16 protein-coding genes and 1 pseudogene are annotated in these 15,323 nt (G+C 66.1%); 4 read left to right on the top strand and 13 right to left on the bottom strand.

Annotated features, from left to right (window positions below; genetic code table 11):
- Positions 1 to 80 precede the first annotated feature (80 nt).
- From ASPHE3_RS14130 to ASPHE3_RS14080, 12 genes and pseudogenes are all read right to left on the bottom strand, one after another.
- Positions 81 to 515 (bottom strand): hypothetical protein, encoded by a 435-nt coding sequence (locus ASPHE3_RS14130; protein WP_013601872.1) that lies wholly within the window; start codon positions 513 to 515, stop codon positions 81 to 83.
- Position 516: 1 nt separating this feature from the next.
- Positions 517 to 1,179, bottom strand: a complete 663-nt coding sequence (locus ASPHE3_RS14125; RefSeq protein ID WP_013601871.1) for a hypothetical protein — start codon at positions 1,177 to 1,179, stop codon at positions 517 to 519.
- A gap of 19 nt (positions 1,180 to 1,198) precedes the next feature.
- Positions 1,199 to 2,164 (bottom strand): WXG100 family type VII secretion target, encoded by a 966-nt coding sequence (locus tag ASPHE3_RS14120; RefSeq protein ID WP_013601870.1) that lies wholly within the window; start codon positions 2,162 to 2,164, stop codon positions 1,199 to 1,201.
- Between the two features lie 109 nt (positions 2,165 to 2,273).
- A complete protein-coding gene (locus tag ASPHE3_RS14115; RefSeq protein ID WP_013601869.1) occupies positions 2,274 to 2,492 on the bottom strand; it encodes an NF038396 family protein in 219 nt (72 codons plus the stop codon).
- 2 nt (positions 2,493 to 2,494) lie between these two features.
- On the bottom strand, positions 2,495 to 3,079 hold the full coding sequence (locus ASPHE3_RS14110; protein ID WP_013601868.1) for a dihydrofolate reductase: 585 nt from the start codon (positions 3,077 to 3,079) through the stop codon (positions 2,495 to 2,497).
- Positions 3,076 to 3,879 (bottom strand): thymidylate synthase, encoded by an 804-nt coding sequence (locus ASPHE3_RS14105; RefSeq protein ID WP_013601867.1) that lies wholly within the window; start codon positions 3,877 to 3,879, stop codon positions 3,076 to 3,078. Before ASPHE3_RS14105 ends, ASPHE3_RS14110 begins: the two co-directional genes overlap by 4 nt.
- A gap of 135 nt (positions 3,880 to 4,014) precedes the next feature.
- Positions 4,015 to 4,207: pseudogene (locus ASPHE3_RS21555) on the bottom strand (GntR family transcriptional regulator); the annotation flags it as partial.
- Complete coding sequence (locus ASPHE3_RS14100; RefSeq protein ID WP_254362879.1) at positions 4,204 to 5,793, bottom strand: hypothetical protein; 1,590 nt, start codon at positions 5,791 to 5,793, stop codon at positions 4,204 to 4,206. The pseudogene ASPHE3_RS21555 and the gene ASPHE3_RS14100, both read right to left, overlap by 4 nt.
- A 123-nt stretch (positions 5,794 to 5,916) precedes the next feature.
- Positions 5,917 to 6,885: an NUDIX hydrolase gene (locus tag ASPHE3_RS14095; RefSeq protein WP_013601865.1), complete on the bottom strand. Its 969-nt coding sequence runs from the start codon at positions 6,883 to 6,885 to the stop codon at positions 5,917 to 5,919.
- Between the two features lie 38 nt (positions 6,886 to 6,923).
- A complete protein-coding gene (locus ASPHE3_RS14090; protein WP_013601864.1) occupies positions 6,924 to 9,173 on the bottom strand; it encodes an RNA degradosome polyphosphate kinase in 2,250 nt (749 codons plus the stop codon).
- A 126-nt stretch (positions 9,174 to 9,299) separates the two neighbouring features.
- Complete coding sequence (gene mshD / locus ASPHE3_RS14085) at positions 9,300 to 10,271, bottom strand: mycothiol synthase (protein WP_013601863.1); 972 nt, start codon at positions 10,269 to 10,271, stop codon at positions 9,300 to 9,302.
- 33 nt (positions 10,272 to 10,304) lie between these two features.
- Positions 10,305 to 11,003 (bottom strand): winged helix-turn-helix transcriptional regulator, encoded by a 699-nt coding sequence (locus tag ASPHE3_RS14080; protein ID WP_013601862.1) that lies wholly within the window; start codon positions 11,001 to 11,003, stop codon positions 10,305 to 10,307.
- Between the two features lie 340 nt (positions 11,004 to 11,343).
- Between ASPHE3_RS14080 and ASPHE3_RS14075 the strand changes: the two genes are divergently transcribed.
- From ASPHE3_RS14075 to ASPHE3_RS14060, 4 genes are all read left to right on the top strand, one after another.
- Entirely contained in the window at positions 11,344 to 12,111 is a 768-nt protein-coding gene (locus tag ASPHE3_RS14075; protein WP_041652223.1) for a hypothetical protein, read from the top strand.
- Between the two features lie 173 nt (positions 12,112 to 12,284).
- Positions 12,285 to 12,893: a nitrobindin family protein gene (locus ASPHE3_RS14070; protein WP_013601859.1), complete on the top strand. Its 609-nt coding sequence runs from the start codon at positions 12,285 to 12,287 to the stop codon at positions 12,891 to 12,893.
- 96 nt (positions 12,894 to 12,989) lie between these two features.
- Positions 12,990 to 14,075 carry a CAF17-like 4Fe-4S cluster assembly/insertion protein YgfZ gene (ygfZ, locus tag ASPHE3_RS14065; RefSeq protein WP_013601858.1) on the top strand — a complete coding sequence of 362 codons (1,086 nt, stop codon included), beginning with the start codon at positions 12,990 to 12,992 and terminating at the stop codon, positions 14,073 to 14,075.
- Positions 14,072 to 14,476, top strand: coding sequence for an ankyrin repeat domain-containing protein (locus ASPHE3_RS14060; RefSeq protein ID WP_013601857.1), 405 nt, complete (start codon positions 14,072 to 14,074; stop codon positions 14,474 to 14,476). Before ygfZ ends, ASPHE3_RS14060 begins: the two co-directional genes overlap by 4 nt.
- 42 nt (positions 14,477 to 14,518) lie before the next feature.
- On the opposite strand, the gene ASPHE3_RS14055 is transcribed toward ASPHE3_RS14060, so the two are convergent.
- Positions 14,519 to 15,235, bottom strand: coding sequence for a GNAT family N-acetyltransferase (locus tag ASPHE3_RS14055; protein WP_013601856.1), 717 nt, complete (start codon positions 15,233 to 15,235; stop codon positions 14,519 to 14,521).
- Positions 15,236 to 15,323 lie beyond the last annotated feature (88 nt).

The raw sequence follows: 15,323 nt of genomic DNA, 5'->3' as shown, positions 1-15,323 counted from the left end.
CTTCGGAACCGGCAGGGCGCAGTCGGTTACGTCACGCCGCCAGGGGCGTCGGACAAAAGGCGCGACGGCGGCCGGCAGGGCTACCTGTCGAACTGCCTGCCCGTGGGTTCCGGAATTCCACGTTCCGCCCTCAGGCGCTTGGCCTTGCGCGCGACCCCCGCCATCCGCACCGCGTAGAGTACACCGCCCGCAGCCGCCACGGTCAGGACCAGGGCTCCCCACATGGGGTCTTCGCCCCGGCTGGTGGGTCCGGCGATCAGCAGGATGGAGAAGACCGCGACGGCGGCGAAAAAGACAGCCATGGCGAGGAAACCGGCGGCGGACCTCACCTGGGGGTGGGAACTGGCGGTGACCACGCCAAGTTCGTCCTTGCCGTAACTGTGAAGCCTGCCCTCTACGGTCCGGAACAGGACTCTCTTCTCACCGCGCGCCAGTGCCTGTTCATGGTCGGCGCGGACCTGGTCGTCTGCTGCAGGGCCGCTGCCCGCACTGTTGCCTGAAAAGCTGTTCTGCACGCTAGTCCTGTCGGATTGATCGGATATGGTCCAACAGCTGGCTGTCGGTGAGGCCGCTGATCTCCTGTATGTGTTCGCCGGGTGCGTCGAGGACGCCGTAGCCCGCTGCCCAGCCCTGTCCGCTGCGCTTGATCAGCAGCTGCCGCCCTGCCCCGTCCTCGAGCAGCCGGATGGTGGCCCCGCCGGCAGGGTTGTCCTCGAGGTGCTTGCGGATGATGAAGAAGTTGGCTTCTGCCGGCGCTGTGTCGGGACGCTGGGCCATGGCGAACCAGCTTAAGTAGGCGCGGGGCTGCAGCAGGATCCGATAGGCAGGCGACTCGACCGAGAGGACGTTGTCCACGGAATTGGCCGTGAGGAGGTTGATCTGCATCCGCTTGGTAGCCTCCGTGAGGGCAGTGGCCACCGCTGCCACCGGTCCGGCGACGGAAAGCTCACCGCCAGGCTCAACGTTGGCGGCGCCGCGTGCCACCAGGGAGGAAGCACCCGCAGAAAGCAAGGAGGCATCATCGAGTTCGCGCTCCAGGCGCAGCGCCTTCGCGGAGGCTTCGGCTGCCGGGCCCCGCCGGAGGTTTAGGAGGACCAGAAGCTCGGCGAAGCCAAAACCGATCGCGTCCGGGAACCCTTGGTCAGCAGTGGAAGGCCTGGCCGTAGTTGTTTCAGTCACTGGGTAATCTCCTCAGTTCTCAGAAGCCAAAAAAGTCGCCGACCGCGGCGACGCCGTCACCGACGGCGTCGCCAACGGCTTCCGCACCATCCGCGATCTTATCCCCGACGTAGTTCACGGAGTCGCGGACGACGGGGACGTTGTCGTAGAGGGCAAGGGCGCCGCTGGCCACCATGCAGGCCGTACCGACGGGTGGCGGCGCGAAGGAGCCGACGCCCAGGAGCGCTTTGGTGGCGGAGTACGCGCCAGCCTGGTAGTCGCCTTCCCTAAAGTTGTTGACGGCATCCAGGCTGTCGAGGCCCGCGCCGACGAGTCCCAGGCCTCCGCTGAAGGCGCCAAGGTACTTGAATGCCGTGCTGGTGTCGGCAAGGCCAAGGACTTGGTGGAATTTGCCCTCAAACAGGTTGTTGGACAGGTTAAAGAACTTGCTGAACTCGTTGGAGTTCTGGAAGGCCCGCCAGGCTGCGGGATCAAGGAAATCTCCAATACGGGACTTGTGCAGCATCGCGGCGATGTCGAACACTCCGGCCCGCATATTCGGGAAGGCCTTGGTGAGCCCGTAGATATCCCAGCCGTTCCGGAAGGGCGAATTCGGGTCTGCCAGCCAGTCCGGCCCCCAGGGATTGTCGCTCCCGCGCCCGTTGCCGCCGGGGCCGTTGCCGCCCGGCACGCCCGAACCAGGGCCGCCCGGCCCGGACCCGCCTGCACCTCCGGCATTGCTCGCCTTGTCCTGTTCATCCGCGTTGGTGAGCAGGAGCTTTGATTCCTGTTTGAGGCGCGCTGCGGTCTTTTGCAGGAGCACCCGGTGGTTGCCGTTCCAGTCGGAGCGGAAGTGTTCCGCGTCCTCGCCCTTCCATGCCGGGTTGTTGTTAATGTGGCTGCTCAGCTGGGTTGACTGCTGCATCAACAGGTCGGCCGTCTTGTTGAACTGCTGCGCGAGCGTGCGCAGCTGGTCAACATCGGCGCCCCACAAGTTTCCTGCCACCTGGCATCCCCCAATCAGTCGAACAGCTGTGCCTCACGCTGCATGCCCAGCCTAGTGGCAGGCCCGGGCAGGGCGCGATGGGGTGCGCTCCCCATGCACGCGGCAACTCCTAGCCCCGCTTGGACTCCTCCAGCACGGCGGCCTTGCGGGCCCGGAGCGCAAAGAAGGCCCCGAACGCGAACACCTGCGTGACTACCACCAACACGATGGCCCCGGCGATTTTGTTGCCGCCCAGGATCATGGTCAGCCCAACGATCGCGGACAGGAGGGCAAGCAGGGGCAGCAGCATGTAACCCAGGACAAAGAGGGTTTCCGGTTTCTTCAACATTTCTAGCCCTCAGTCCTTGACCATTTGGTGAATCTGTAGCGGGTGCCGTTGGCGCCTGTCAGCCAGCCGTCCGGCGGCACGGAGGCCGATGCCTCCCAGCCTGGGCCAAGCTGCGGGGCGTAGGTATCGCCGTCGGCCGTCACATCGATAGTGGTCACCACCGCGACGTTCGCCAGCTCGGTGGACTGGGAGAAGATTTCTCCACCGCCCAGGATCCACACAGTGTCCCCGCCCTCCACGAACTGCGATTCCAGCAGCGCATCATCCAGGGAAGGAACCACGACGGCGCCCTCCGCCTCGGGTGTCCCGGCCCAGCTTTTCTGCCGGGTGATGACGATGTTGGTCCGCCCGGGCAGGGGGCGGTACTTCTCCGGGAAGGACAGCCACGTCTTGCGGCCCATCACCACGGGATGACCCATGGTGAGCCGGGTGAAGTGCTTCAGGTCCTCGGGCAGGTGCCAGGGCATGTCGCCGTCCTTGCCGATGACGCCGTCGGGGGTCTGCGCCCAGACCAGCCCGACGCCGGTTACCGAGGCGGCCAGCTCTTCCGTAAAGGACTGCGGGTCTGTGGACTTGTCGGTGCTCATACTGCGATCGGCGCCTTGATGGTGGGGTGGTGCCGGTAGCCAACCACTTCGAAGTCCTCGAGGGTGTAGTCGAAGATGGACGCCGGCTTGCGGAGGATCTTCAGCTGCGGGTATTCGTAGGGTTCGCGCTCCAGCTGCTTGAGGACCTGGTCCATGTGGTTTTCGTAAATGTGAACGTCACCGCCGGTCCAGACGAATTCACCGGGTTCCAGCCCCACCTGCTGCGCCACCATGCAGGTGAGCAGCGCGTAGGAGGCAATGTTGAAGGGGACGCCCAGGAACATGTCGGCGGAGCGCTGGTAGAGCTGGCAGGACAGCTTGCCGTCCGCCACGTAGAACTGGAAGAACGCGTGGCACGGCGGGAGGGCCATGTCCCGGAGCTCGGAGACGTTCCAGGCCGAGACAACGTGCCGGCGCGAGTCGGGGTTGGACTTCAGGCTGTCCATCAGCTCGGCGATCTGGTCGATGTGGCCGCCGTCGGGAGTGGGCCAGCTGCGCCACTGGACACCGTAGACCGGCCCCAGGTCGCCGTCGGCGTCAGCCCATTCATTCCAGATGGTGACGCCCTGGTCCTGCATCCACTTCACGTTCGTTTCGCCGCGCAGGAACCACAGGAGTTCCACTGCCACGGACTTGAAATGGACCCTTTTGGTGGTGATCAGCGGAAAGCTTTTGGACAGGTCGAACCGCATTTGGCGCCCGAAAACGCTGGTGGTTCCGGTTCCCGTGCGGTCTGATTTGTGCGTGCCGGAAGCCAGGACATCGCGCAGGAGGTCTTCATAAGGCGTTGGGATGCTCACGGCTAAAGTCTACTTGTCCATCAGTGCGCCCGGTGGACCCCGGACCAGCAGGGGGGCCGTTTCTGGTCCCTTACGTCCTTCCCTTCCCCAGCCGGCCCCGCAGCAGGTCGAGCATTAGCTCATCGGTCAGGTGCGCGCGGCCTCAAGCTCCTTGTACGCCCGGGCGACGGTGCCCGCTGCGATGCCCAGATCGGCAGCAAGACTGCGGACGGTGGGCAGGCGGCTTCCCGGGACGAGTGTCCCCGATGCAAGGGGAACTGATTTGTGAGCGAATCTGTTCATACGGAGGTGTCGGGGAGTGCAGGTCAACGGTGATCCCCGCACTCATGTGGCGGTTTCCTTCTCGGGGATACGGCCGGGAGCGGGTACGCGGGCGAAGCCGCGCACAGGAATCACGGCGATAACGATGCCTGCGGCGGCCGACAGGGCGCCGGTGGAGGGGGCGACGTCCCAAGCCCAGGCCCAGGGGGTAGGTTTTAGGTCCAGCGCGTGCTGGATGGCGGGTCCCGCTGACAGCAGGAGCGCCCCCGCCTGGACGGTGAAGCAGGCCGCCAGGGTCCGGACCACCCTGTGCACGGTGATGGCGCGGAGCGCTGCATCCAGGCCAGGAACCGTCGTCGTAATGCCGTGCCGTCTTTTAGCGGCAACCAGGGGAAGGATCGCGAGCAGTGCCACGGCGATGCACGCCCACGAAGTTGGGGTCCAGGACGGAAGGATGCCGAGGTCCACTTGGACGACGGCGGTTACAAGGATGGCTCCGGCCACCACGGCAAGGGCCGCAATGCCGGTGGTGAGGAGGGCAGGGCTGACAGGCTGGCGAGGCCATACCCGCGGGGCGCCGCGATCTCCGTAATTGCGCTGGATCAGCAGTTCGCCCGCGGCTGTAACCACCAGGACGGGCGCAGCGGCCATGGCAACAACCAGCGCCGGGTGCCCCGTGACGGCGCCCGGAACAAGTACCGCCACCAGGGCCGGAAACAATGCGGCCAGACCCAAGGCGGCCCCCAGAGACATGCATAGCCGGGAGGCAGGGTGTGAGGCTGCTGCCCGTTCACCGGGTGCATGCGCCGTACCCTTTGTCTGGAACGCCCGGAGCTTAGGCGGCGCCCACCACCACATCGCGAGCAGGACCGCGAGGTTCACCGCGCCGGCAACATTCACCCATCCATTGGAAACAACGGAAGGATCGGGGCGCGCTGCATGGTTGCCCACTATCGCCGCCAGGCCCGACGCTATGGTGGCCACGGTACGGAGCAGCCGGTTCATGGCGATGGTCCTGAGGAGGTTGTTCTCCTCGGTGTCGAGTACCTCGAGCCGGCGCCGGCGGGTGATGAGCACCAGCACGAGGTAGGTTCCGGCAGCCAGGACGAGGAGCGCGGGCCCAAGGTAGGACGCCAGCTCGACGCCGGGGACCCGGCCGTCGCCGCCATACGGAACAAGGCCATGGCCTGGGTCCGGGCGGGACCCGTAGGAGATTGGAGCATAGCCAGGAAGTGTAGCCATCCAGCCAATCTGAAGAGCGGCCCCCGCAAACACGGCCGCAACGGTCCAGGCGAGTGGTCTCGGCAGGAAGTCGCGGACGCGCCGCACCTCCAGGTCTGCCTGCCGCCGGGCGAGCCGGGGTACGGGGTAGCTGAGTTGGCCGATGGCATGCACGGCCAGGCAGCCAAGTACAGGCCATGCCAGCGCGGGCACGATGCCCGCTGTGCTGTTGAGCGCCGGTAAGCCAGGATTGACGTGAAGAATGCCCGCGTTTCCGGCTGCCTGCAGTGAGCTGGCCAGCCAACCTATTACCCCCACCCATAATGCGTGCTGGGAAGCGGAGGCCACGGAGTTGCCCCCAGGGCCCCAGATGACCCAGCGAAGCAGGAGGTAGCTCCCTGCAGCCAGCAAAAATGGCCACAGCAAAGCCATCGGCGGAACATTACTGAAGAGAACTGCATCGATAACCGGCACTTTATCCCCCGATTTGTGCATCAAATGTACTAAGCCTTCGATACAAAGCTTGAGGGGTCAAACGCCGCCGCCCTAACGCTCCTAGTCGTCGAAGGGCTTGAACTGCTCCACAGCCACGATCTGCCGCCGCCCGCCCGGAGCCACGTGGCACACCACCATTTCACCCGGGGACAGGTACGGTTCCTTGGCCGGCAGGAGGGCCCGAAGGTGCGGCGGCATATGCCGGGCAAGCTGCCCGAAGACCGTGGGCAGGGCCGGCCGGTGCGTGCAGACCGCCACCGGCCGCTGCTTGTCGAAGAGGGCTTCAATGACGGCGGCGGTCTTCTTGGGGCTGCGCTCATGCCGGTGTTCGGTGAGGGCTTCAACGAGTTTCACCTTGGCGCCGGCAGCCTTGGCGTAGGGTGCCACGGTGGCGACACACCGCAGCCAGGGACTTGTCACCACGCGCGGCGGCTTCCAGGCATGCAGGAGCCGGCTTACTGCCTGCGCCTGCCGCGTCCCGGTGGCAGCCAGCGGCCGCTCGCCTTCCGCTTTGCTCCACGAGGAGCGAGGCTTCGCCTTCGCGTGGCGGAGGACCAGGAGCGGCCACGTGTCCAGCTCCCCGCGCCTGTGGGCTTCCTGCAGGTATTCAAGGGGCACGACGTCGGATGGATTGGACAGCAGGGACGCCGCCTTGTCTGGCGTGCACCACATGACGCTGTCCACCTCCTTGCCGTCGGGAAGCAGGCGGGCACCGTTCACTTTCACTGCCCAGTAATGGACCACCTTCAGCCCGGAAGCCACGTGGTAGTGGATGGGCGGCAGCGGGATGCCCAACTGGGCGGTCAGGCCGATCTCCTCCTGGATTTCCCGGACAGCGCACTCGGGGATGGTTTCGCCGTCGTCGATCTTGCCCTTGGGCCAGGACCAGTCGTCATAGCGGGGGCGGTGGATCAGCAGGACTTCCAGTTTGTCCTTGACCACCCGCCAGGGCAGGGCACCGGCAGCCGTGACGGCTACTGGTTCCCCGGGGTGGTCTGTCTGGTCCGCTACAAGTGCATCGCTCGACAAAACAGTCGCTTTAACGTCGCTCGACAAAGCAGTGGCCCTTACCGCCGGCTCAGGCTGCGCTGCCGGGGGCGGGAGGCCAGCAGCCAGGACTGGACGTCCTCGAGCGGCCTGCCGTCCTCAGCCAGGTGGTGCCGTGTCCAGTTGCCCTCGTTGTCCAGGTGCCAGCTGGCGGTTCCGGGTGCCATGTAGCGCTTGAGCAGGTCCAGGACGTAGTTGATGTCGTCGGCGCTCGCGAGCTGCACCAGTGCTTCCACGCGGCGGTCCAGGTTGCGGTGCATCATGTCTGCCGAGCCGATGTACACCACCGGGTCCCCGCCGTTGGCGAAGGCGAACACACGGGAGTGTTCCAGGAACCTGCCCAGGATGGAGCGGACCGTGATGTTTTCGCTGAGGCCGGGCACGCCGGGCCGCAGGGAGCAGATTCCGCGGACCACCACGTCCACCTTCACACCGGCCTGCGAGGCACGGTACAGGGAATCGATGATGGCCTCATCCACCATGGAGTTCACCTTGATCTGCACCCGCCCGGGAACCCCGGCCCGGGCGTTGCGGATCTCGGTTTCAATCCGGTCGATCAGGCCCGAACGGACAGAACGCGGTGCCACCAGCAGCCTCTTGAACGTGGACTTGGGGGCGTAGCCGGAAAGCTGGTTGAACAGCTTGGACAGGTCCTCGCCCACCTGCTCGTTGGCGGTCAGCAGGCCCAGGTCCTCGTAGTAGCGGGCGGTCCGGGGGTGGTAGTTGCCGGTGCCGATGTGGCAGTACCGGCGGAGCCCGTCCACCTCCTGCCGGACCACCAGCGAGAGCTTGCAGTGCGTCTTGAGGCCCACGATGCCGTAGACCACGTGCACGCCGGCCTGTTCCAGCTTGCGGGCCCAGGAAATGTTTGCCTGCTCGTCAAACCGCGCCTTGATCTCCACCAGGGCAAGGACCTGCTTGCCGGCCTCGGCCGCATCGATCAGCGCGTCGACGATGGGCGAGTCGCCGGACGTGCGGTACAGGGTCTGCTTGATGGCCTGGACCTTGGGATCCGCGGCGGCCTGCTCCAGGAAGGCCTGGACGGAGGTGGAGAACGAGTCGTAGGGGTGGTGCAGCAGGATGTCCCGCCGGCGCATGGCCGCAAACACGTTGGCGGCCTTGGACGTCTCCGACTCGTTGAGGTATCGGGACGTGTGCGGGACGTGCTTGGGGTAGTGGAGGTCGGCACGGTCGATGGCGGCGATCACGGACAGCCCACGCAGGTCCAGGGGAGCCGGAACGGAATACACCTCGGATTCCTCGACGCCCAGCTCGCGGATCAGCAGCGCGCGGATGTTCGGGTTGATGTCATTGGTGACCTCGAGCCGGACAGGCGGGCCGAAGCGGCGCCGCAGCAGTTCCTTTTCGAGGGCCTGCAGGAGGTTCTCGGCGTCGTCCTCTTCCACCTCCACGTCCTCGTTCCTGGTGACGCGGAAGGTGTGGTGCTCCAGGACCTCCATCCCGGGGAAGAGTTTGTCCAGGTGGACGGAGATGACTTCCTCAAGGGCGATGAAGCGGGCCACCCGGCCCGCCACCGCGCCGGCACGGGGACCGTCGATGGAGATCAGGCGAGGGAGCTGGTCCGGCACCTTGACACGGGCGAAGAGCTCCTTGTCGCTGATCGGGTTGCGCACCACCACTGCCAGGTTGAGCGACAAGCCGGAAATGTACGGGAAGGGGTGGGCCGGGTCCACCGCCAGCGGCGTAAGGATGGGGAACACTTTTTCGGCGAACATGACGCTCAGCTGCTGCTTGGCTGCGTCATCCAGTTCGTCCCAGTGCATGAGGTGGATGTGTTCATAGGCCAGGGCAGGCCGGATCTGGTCTGCGTACACCTGCGCGTGCCGCTGCTGGAGCCGGTGGGCTTCCGCGCTGATCCGTTCGAGCACCTCAACCGGGCTCAGCCCGGCGGGGGAGGGCACTGCAAGGCCGGTGGCGATGCGCCGCTTCAGCCCGGCCACCCGGACCATGAAGAACTCGTCCAGGTTGGAGGCGAAAATCGAGAGGAAGCTGACCCGTTCCAGCAGGTGCAGGGTGGGGTCCTCGGCCAGTTCCAGCACCCGGGAGTTGAAGCTGAGCCAGCTCAGTTCACGGTCCAGGAAGCGGTCCGGGCGGATATCGCCTTCAGGCTGCAGGTTCGGCGCAAACTCCGGGATGTCTATGCGGTCCTGGGTGGCCCGTGACGCCGGTACCTCCGAGGAGCCGAAGCGGGCACGCACCGGCACTGCAACATCCTGGGACGTGGCTGTTCCGGAAGGTTCCGGGTTCATGGCATCTCCTTTACCTGGCGGTTGATGCTGGCGCTGCCGGCCTGCGCGGTTCTGCTTCAACCTTACAAGCATTCAGCACGGCCAAGGCGGTGGAATTCCGGGCCGCGCCCCTGCCGGCGCGCCGGACTACCCGGCTGCCACCGGCCCGTACATCACGTCCATGTCCCAGCGGGTGAAGCCCAGCTTGCGGTACAGCGCAACGGCCGGGGCATTATCGGCGTCGGTGTACAGCATGACGGCGTGCAGCCCCAGGCCCTGGAGGTACCGGATACCGGCAATCGTCAACGCCTTGCCGAGGCCCGTGCCCTGCGCCTCCGGCGCCACACCCACCGCGTAGACCTCCCCGATGGCCGGGTGGCCGCCGTGCCGCGGGTGCACCTTGGTCCAGTGGTAGCCGAGCAGGTTGCCCCGGCCGTCTTCAGCCAGGAAGAACCCTGCAGGATCGAACCACTCCTCCGCCATCCGCGCGTCGAGGTCGGCCCGGGTGAGACTCCCTTGTTCGGGGTGGTGGGCGAAGGCGGCCCGGTTCAGGGCGAGCCATGGCTCCTCGTCCTTCCCCGGCACGAAAGTGCGGAGGGAGACGCCCTCCGGAAGGTAAGGCTCGGGAAGGTCCGCTCCCGCCGTCGTCATCCTCATCTTCCAAAGCTCGCGGATGGGACCGAAGCCGTAGCGGGCGGCCAGGTCAGCAGCGGCCTCATGGTTGCCATGGGACCACGCCTTCAGCCCGTCCAGCCCGCGGCGTTCCTTCAGGGCGCCCGCCAGCCGGTCCGCAACGCCCTGGTTTCGGTAGCTGGGGTGGACCGCGATCTCCAGCACTCCGGTGCCGTCCGGCGCTTCCACCACCACCGCGAAACCGGCGAGATCCTGGCCGGAGGCGGGGTCGGAGTCCTCGTCAGGGGCATACAGCGCCAGGGTCAGCAGGGAGTGCTCCGCGGAGTCCCCCGCCCGCATGGTCACAAGGGTCTGCTCCGAGATGGACGGATTGCCGTCGGATTCCTCGGCCGCGGCCAGGAGGTCCCTGCAATCCCTCAGGAGCTGCTGGTCAACGGCGCCTCGTTCAACATGGACGGGCCACTTCTCGGGGTGCGCTGGAGTCATGAGGCAAGGCTATACGGGAAGCTGCGCGGACGCTCAGGCCTCGGTGAGTTCGTCCTCCTGCTGACGCACCAGGGTGAGGCGGTAGCCCACATTGCGGACCGTGCTGATGAGGTTTTCGTGGTCGGCGCCGAGCTTGGCACGCAGACGCCGGACGTGGACATCCACGGTGCGGGTTCCACCGTAGTAGTCGTAGCCCCAGACTTCGGTGAGCAGCTGCTGCCGGGTGAAGACGCGGCCCGGGTGCTGCGCCAGGTACTTCAGCAGCTCGAATTCCTTGAACGTCAGGTTAAGGGGAGCGCCATTGACGCGGGCTGTATAGCTTGCCTCGTCGATGATGACGCCGGCGGCGCGGATTTCAGTGGGTGCGTCCTCCTGCTCCGGCACGGCACGGGCAACGGACAGCCTGATCCGGGCTTCCACCTCGGCGGGGCCGGCAGAGTCCAGAACGATGTCATCTACGGCCCAGGCCGAGGAAACGGCGGCCATGCCGCCTTCGGTCAGGATCAGGACCAGCGGTGCGCTCAGGCCCGTGGCTTTCAGAAGCTGGGTGAGGGAGCGTGCACCCACCAGGTCCTTGCGGGCATCCAGCAGCACGATGTCGCACGGGTCCGTTTCCAGGAGGGCGGTGGGTTCGGCAGGGAGGATGTGGACGCGGTGGTTCAGCAATTCCAAGGCAGGCAGGATGTCCACCGAAGAGCCAGTGCTGTTCGTCAAGAGCAGGATGTGCGACATTGTTCCTCCAAGGGCCGTCCGCGCATCATTGGGCGACTGAACCGGGTTTTAACCGGCCGGTACTGGCTTCCCGCCCCGGTGTTGGGCCGTTCCTGAAGAGCCGGCCGGCCAGCCTTGGCAGGGAGCTTAGCTGAGCTTTGAGTATACCCGGCGGGTCCTTTATCGCCATGGATTCGGCCCTGTCAGGGTTACATTTTGCGACATATGCCGTTCATATAGGGCAGGATTGAGCCGGGGGCCCCGACGCCCTCCCCGAAGGGCGGCTCCGCCTTTCCAGGTCGACGCCAGGATGGGATTGCAGCGCAGTGAGTGCAGAAACTAAGTCCAGGCCGGGTTCCGCATGACGGCGGAGTTGCAGGCGCCGGCACAGTCTTTGGGCTCGTGGACCATCGGCGTCGTGGGGGTGGCCGGCCTGGCCGCCATCATCGCCGGGGTTTACACCTCGCGCGAGGTCCTCATGGGCGTAGCTGTTGCCATTGCCGCTGCCATCGGCTTTGGCTGGCCGCACTTCCTCCGGATCCCCGCGAAGAAGACGCTTGCCGCGGTGATCGCCGTGCCGGGCGCCGCGTCAGCGGTCGCCGCCGGGTTTGCTCCCGCCCCGGGCTACCTGGACTGGACCCCGGCATTCATCGCGCTGGGCATGATGGCGGTTTTCGTAGTGCAGCTGATCCGCGGAACCGGACAGGCGCAGCGGCTGGAGTCGACGCTCGGCTGCTGTGCAGGTGTGCTGCTCGCCTGCCTGGGCTCCGGATGGATAGCAGGAGCACGGTTCAACGGTGTCCGTGAAATGCTCCTGGTGGCCGCCATCAGCGCCGCGGTTGCCCTGCTCGCCGGACTGATCCGCTGGCCGGACACCATCGTGGCGCCCCTTGGAATTGTGATGGCAGGGCTGGCCGGGCCACTGGCCGGCCTGGTGCTTTCGGACATCGAAGTGGTCCCGGCCGCCATTTTCGGCGTCGTGGTGGGTGCGGTGCTGGCCAGCTTCCGGCGGCTGGTCACCCTCCGCGGTGCCCCTCTGAACATTGCGGCCGCCCTGGGCATGGGCCTTGCCCCTGTGGCCGCAGTGGGTTCCCTTGCTTACTTCATAGACAAACTACTCATCTACTAACGCGTTAGGATGGCATCATGTCCGTACTTGCTTTTGAAATCTTCTTCCTTGTCCTGCTCGGCATCGCCAGCCTCGCCATGGCCTGGTTTGCCGGCTTCGTGGTCTACCGGCTGTTCAAGGGCCAGAAGTAGACGCCTTTTTCCCGGAGCTAGCCGTTTCCAGAGGTAATTGCTGTGCCCATTGAGATTCCTACAGATCTGACCCCGGAACTTGTTCCCCTGTCCTGGCTCATTGGTGAGTGGGAGGGCCGCGGCCGGCTCGGCAGCGGGGATGAGGACTCGGAGCACTTCCTGCAGCACGTGTCGTTCACGCACAACGGGCTGCCTTACCTTCAGTACCGTGCCGAAAGCTGGCTGACTGACGACGACGGTACGCGCCTGCGGCCGCTCACGGTGGAGACCGGCTTCTGGGCGCTGGAGCGCAAACAGTTGGATGCCGACGGCGGCCCCGGGCTGATTCCCGCCGACATCGTTCCCGCGTTGAAGAGTGCCGACGAAGTCGAGGCGCTGCGCAACAAGGAGGGCGGCTTCGACATCTCGGTGTCAATCTCGCATCCGGGCGGCATTTCTGAGTTGTACTACGGGCAGATCAAGGGTCCGCAGATCCAGCTCACCACGGATATGGTGATGCGCGGCAGCCACTCCAAGGATTACAGCGCCGCCACCAGGATCTTCGGCCTGGTGGACGGGAACCTCCTGTGGCGGTGGGACGTCGCCGTGGGCGGCAAGGAAGGCAAGGGACTGGAAGCCCACGCGTCCGCGTTCCTCAAGAAAGTCTCCTGATCCTTTCGGTCTTTGGGCGGAAACGGCAGCGGCAGTGCCGCCGCTGCAATTGGAAAAATCCGGAATACCGGCGAGCCTGAAGGACTTCTACTGAATATGACTACTCCCAGCCCCCTGCTGTCCCGCCCCGGCGCCGTCCAGGCTGCCGGTGCGGACGCAGGCGTTGCCGCCCACTACGGCGAGCCCCTGCGCGAGCAGCGCGCCCTCGCGGCCGGAATTGCCGTCGTCGACCTTTCCTCCCGAGGCGTTGTTACGGTGACCGGACCGGACCGGCTGAGCTGGCTCAACACGCTCTCTTCACAGCAGGTGGCTGGCCTGCAGCCCGGCCAGTCGAGCGAACTGCTCCTCCTGAGCGTGCAGGGCAGGATCGACTTCGACGCCCGCGTGATTGACGACGGCGGGACCACCTGGCTGATTGTCGAGGCCGCCGAAGCCGCGCCGCTGGCCGAGTTCCTCAACAGGATGAAGTTCATGCTGCGGGTGGAGATCGCCGACGTCTCTGCGGACTGGGCAGTGGTTGGCACCACTAAAGCCGTTCCCGAATGGTCCGACCTGCTGGTCTGGGAAGACCCGTGGCCCCATGTGGGGGCTGGCGGCTACTCCTACGCGACCGTCCCGGAGGCAAGCCATCCCGGGCTTGAGCGCCCGTGGTTCGAGTACCTGGTGCCTGCTGCTGAGTTGGTGCAGAGGGTGGCGGAGCGCCCCCTCGCGGGTACGCTGGCGGCGGAAGCGCTTCGGGTAGCAGCCTGGCGTCCCCGGATCGGAGCCGAAACGGACGACAAGACGATTCCCCACGAACTGGACCTCCTCCGCACTGCCGTCCACCTGGCGAAGGGGTGCTACAAGGGGCAGGAAACCATTTCGCGGGTGCACAACCTCGGCCACCCGCCCCGCCGGCTTGTCTTCCTCCAGCTGGACGGGTCCCAGCACACGCTGCCGCAGGCGGGGAGCCCGGTCCTGCTGGGCGAGCGTAAGGTAGGGACGGTGACGTCCGTCGCCCAGCACTACGAGATGGGCCCGGTTGCCCTGGCAGTCATAAAGCGTTCCGTGGCGCCGGATGAAATACTGACAGTCCTGGATGGCGAGGAACCGTACCCCGCCGCACAGGAAATCATCGTTGCCCCTGATGCCGGCCAGGTCGTGGGGCGCCAGACCGGATTCCTCAAGGGGCCCCGACAGTGACTGAGAACGCCGACACCAATGCAGCGCCCGACGACGAGACGCTGGCTTTGGCGCACACACTCTTCCAGGCAGCCAGGGACGGTGACGCGGCGCTGCTGCGTGCCTACCTCGAGGCCGGCGCCCCCGCGGTCCTCACCAACTCCGCCGGCGACTCCCTCCTGATGCTGGCCGCCTACCACGGCCATGCCGACGCCGTTCAGCTGCTCCTGCAGCACGGCGCGGACGCAAACACGGCCAACGACCGCGGCCAGACCCCGCTGGCGGGGGCGGCGTTCAAGGGCTACCAGGACGTTGCGCGTGTCCTGCTGGACGCGGGGGCGGACCCGGACGCAGGTTCCCCCTCCGCCCGCGCGGCCGCCCAAATGTTCGCCCGTACGGAGATCCTGGATCTTCTGGCCTAGGTGGATTACCTGGCCGCTCCAGGGCCGGGGAATGAACCGCGGTCAGCCAAGATGGACGCTGGTCTCGATTCCCCCGGCTGACAGGCCGAGCTTCCGGGCCAGGGCCAGGGATCCGGTGTTGCTGACGTCGGTGCGCCATTGAAGCGTGAGCCCTGCCGTGAGGGCTTCATGGGCGGCGATCGAGGCAGCAAGGGAGCCAAGTCCACGGCGGCGCCACTCCGGGTCCACCAGCACGCCGAGGTGGGCCAGCAGGCCCTCCCACTCGGTGTAGGCCCCGCATGCCAGCGGTACCCGGCGACCCTCGATTTCGTGAACGATGGTGAACCGGTTCTCCAGATCGGACAGGCCTACTTCATTGACGTCGTCCGGCGGGCACCTGCCCTCAAGCTCGATCGCTTCGGGGTTGCCGTGCGATACGGTCAGCTCCTCCGAGGGCTGCTTCAAGGGCAGGTCGTCGGCGAAGAACAGGGCAGCAGCACCCAGGCCATGGCCGCCATGGGACCGGGTCAGCGTCAGGAGGGTGACGTGCTGGGCCATCTCCTCGTCCGGGATGTCCGATGCGGCGTCAATCACCCACTGCGGCCCCACGAGTGCCGAGCTTCCAAAGAGCCGAACGAACTCCACGGTCCGCACGGATTCGTCTGACCGAACGATGCGTTCACCAGACGAAAGGGCGGTACTGAAAGCGTCGTCGTCCAGCCCCAGGCGCCGGGCCCACGCAAGCTGGATGATGGCGGCGGAACCGGGGTCAAGTGTCATGCTTCCAGCCTAGGACGGCAGGACGGCGCAGCCGAACGGGACACCGCGGGGACGGGGCAAACCGGCCCCGCGGCGACGACATGGCCCG

This window comes from Pseudarthrobacter phenanthrenivorans Sphe3, from assembly GCF_000189535.1.
GTDB classification, from domain to species: domain Bacteria; phylum Actinomycetota; class Actinomycetes; order Actinomycetales; family Micrococcaceae; genus Arthrobacter; species Arthrobacter phenanthrenivorans.
Note: the sequence above shows the minus strand (reverse complement) of the source record. Positions and strands in the feature narration are given on the sequence as shown.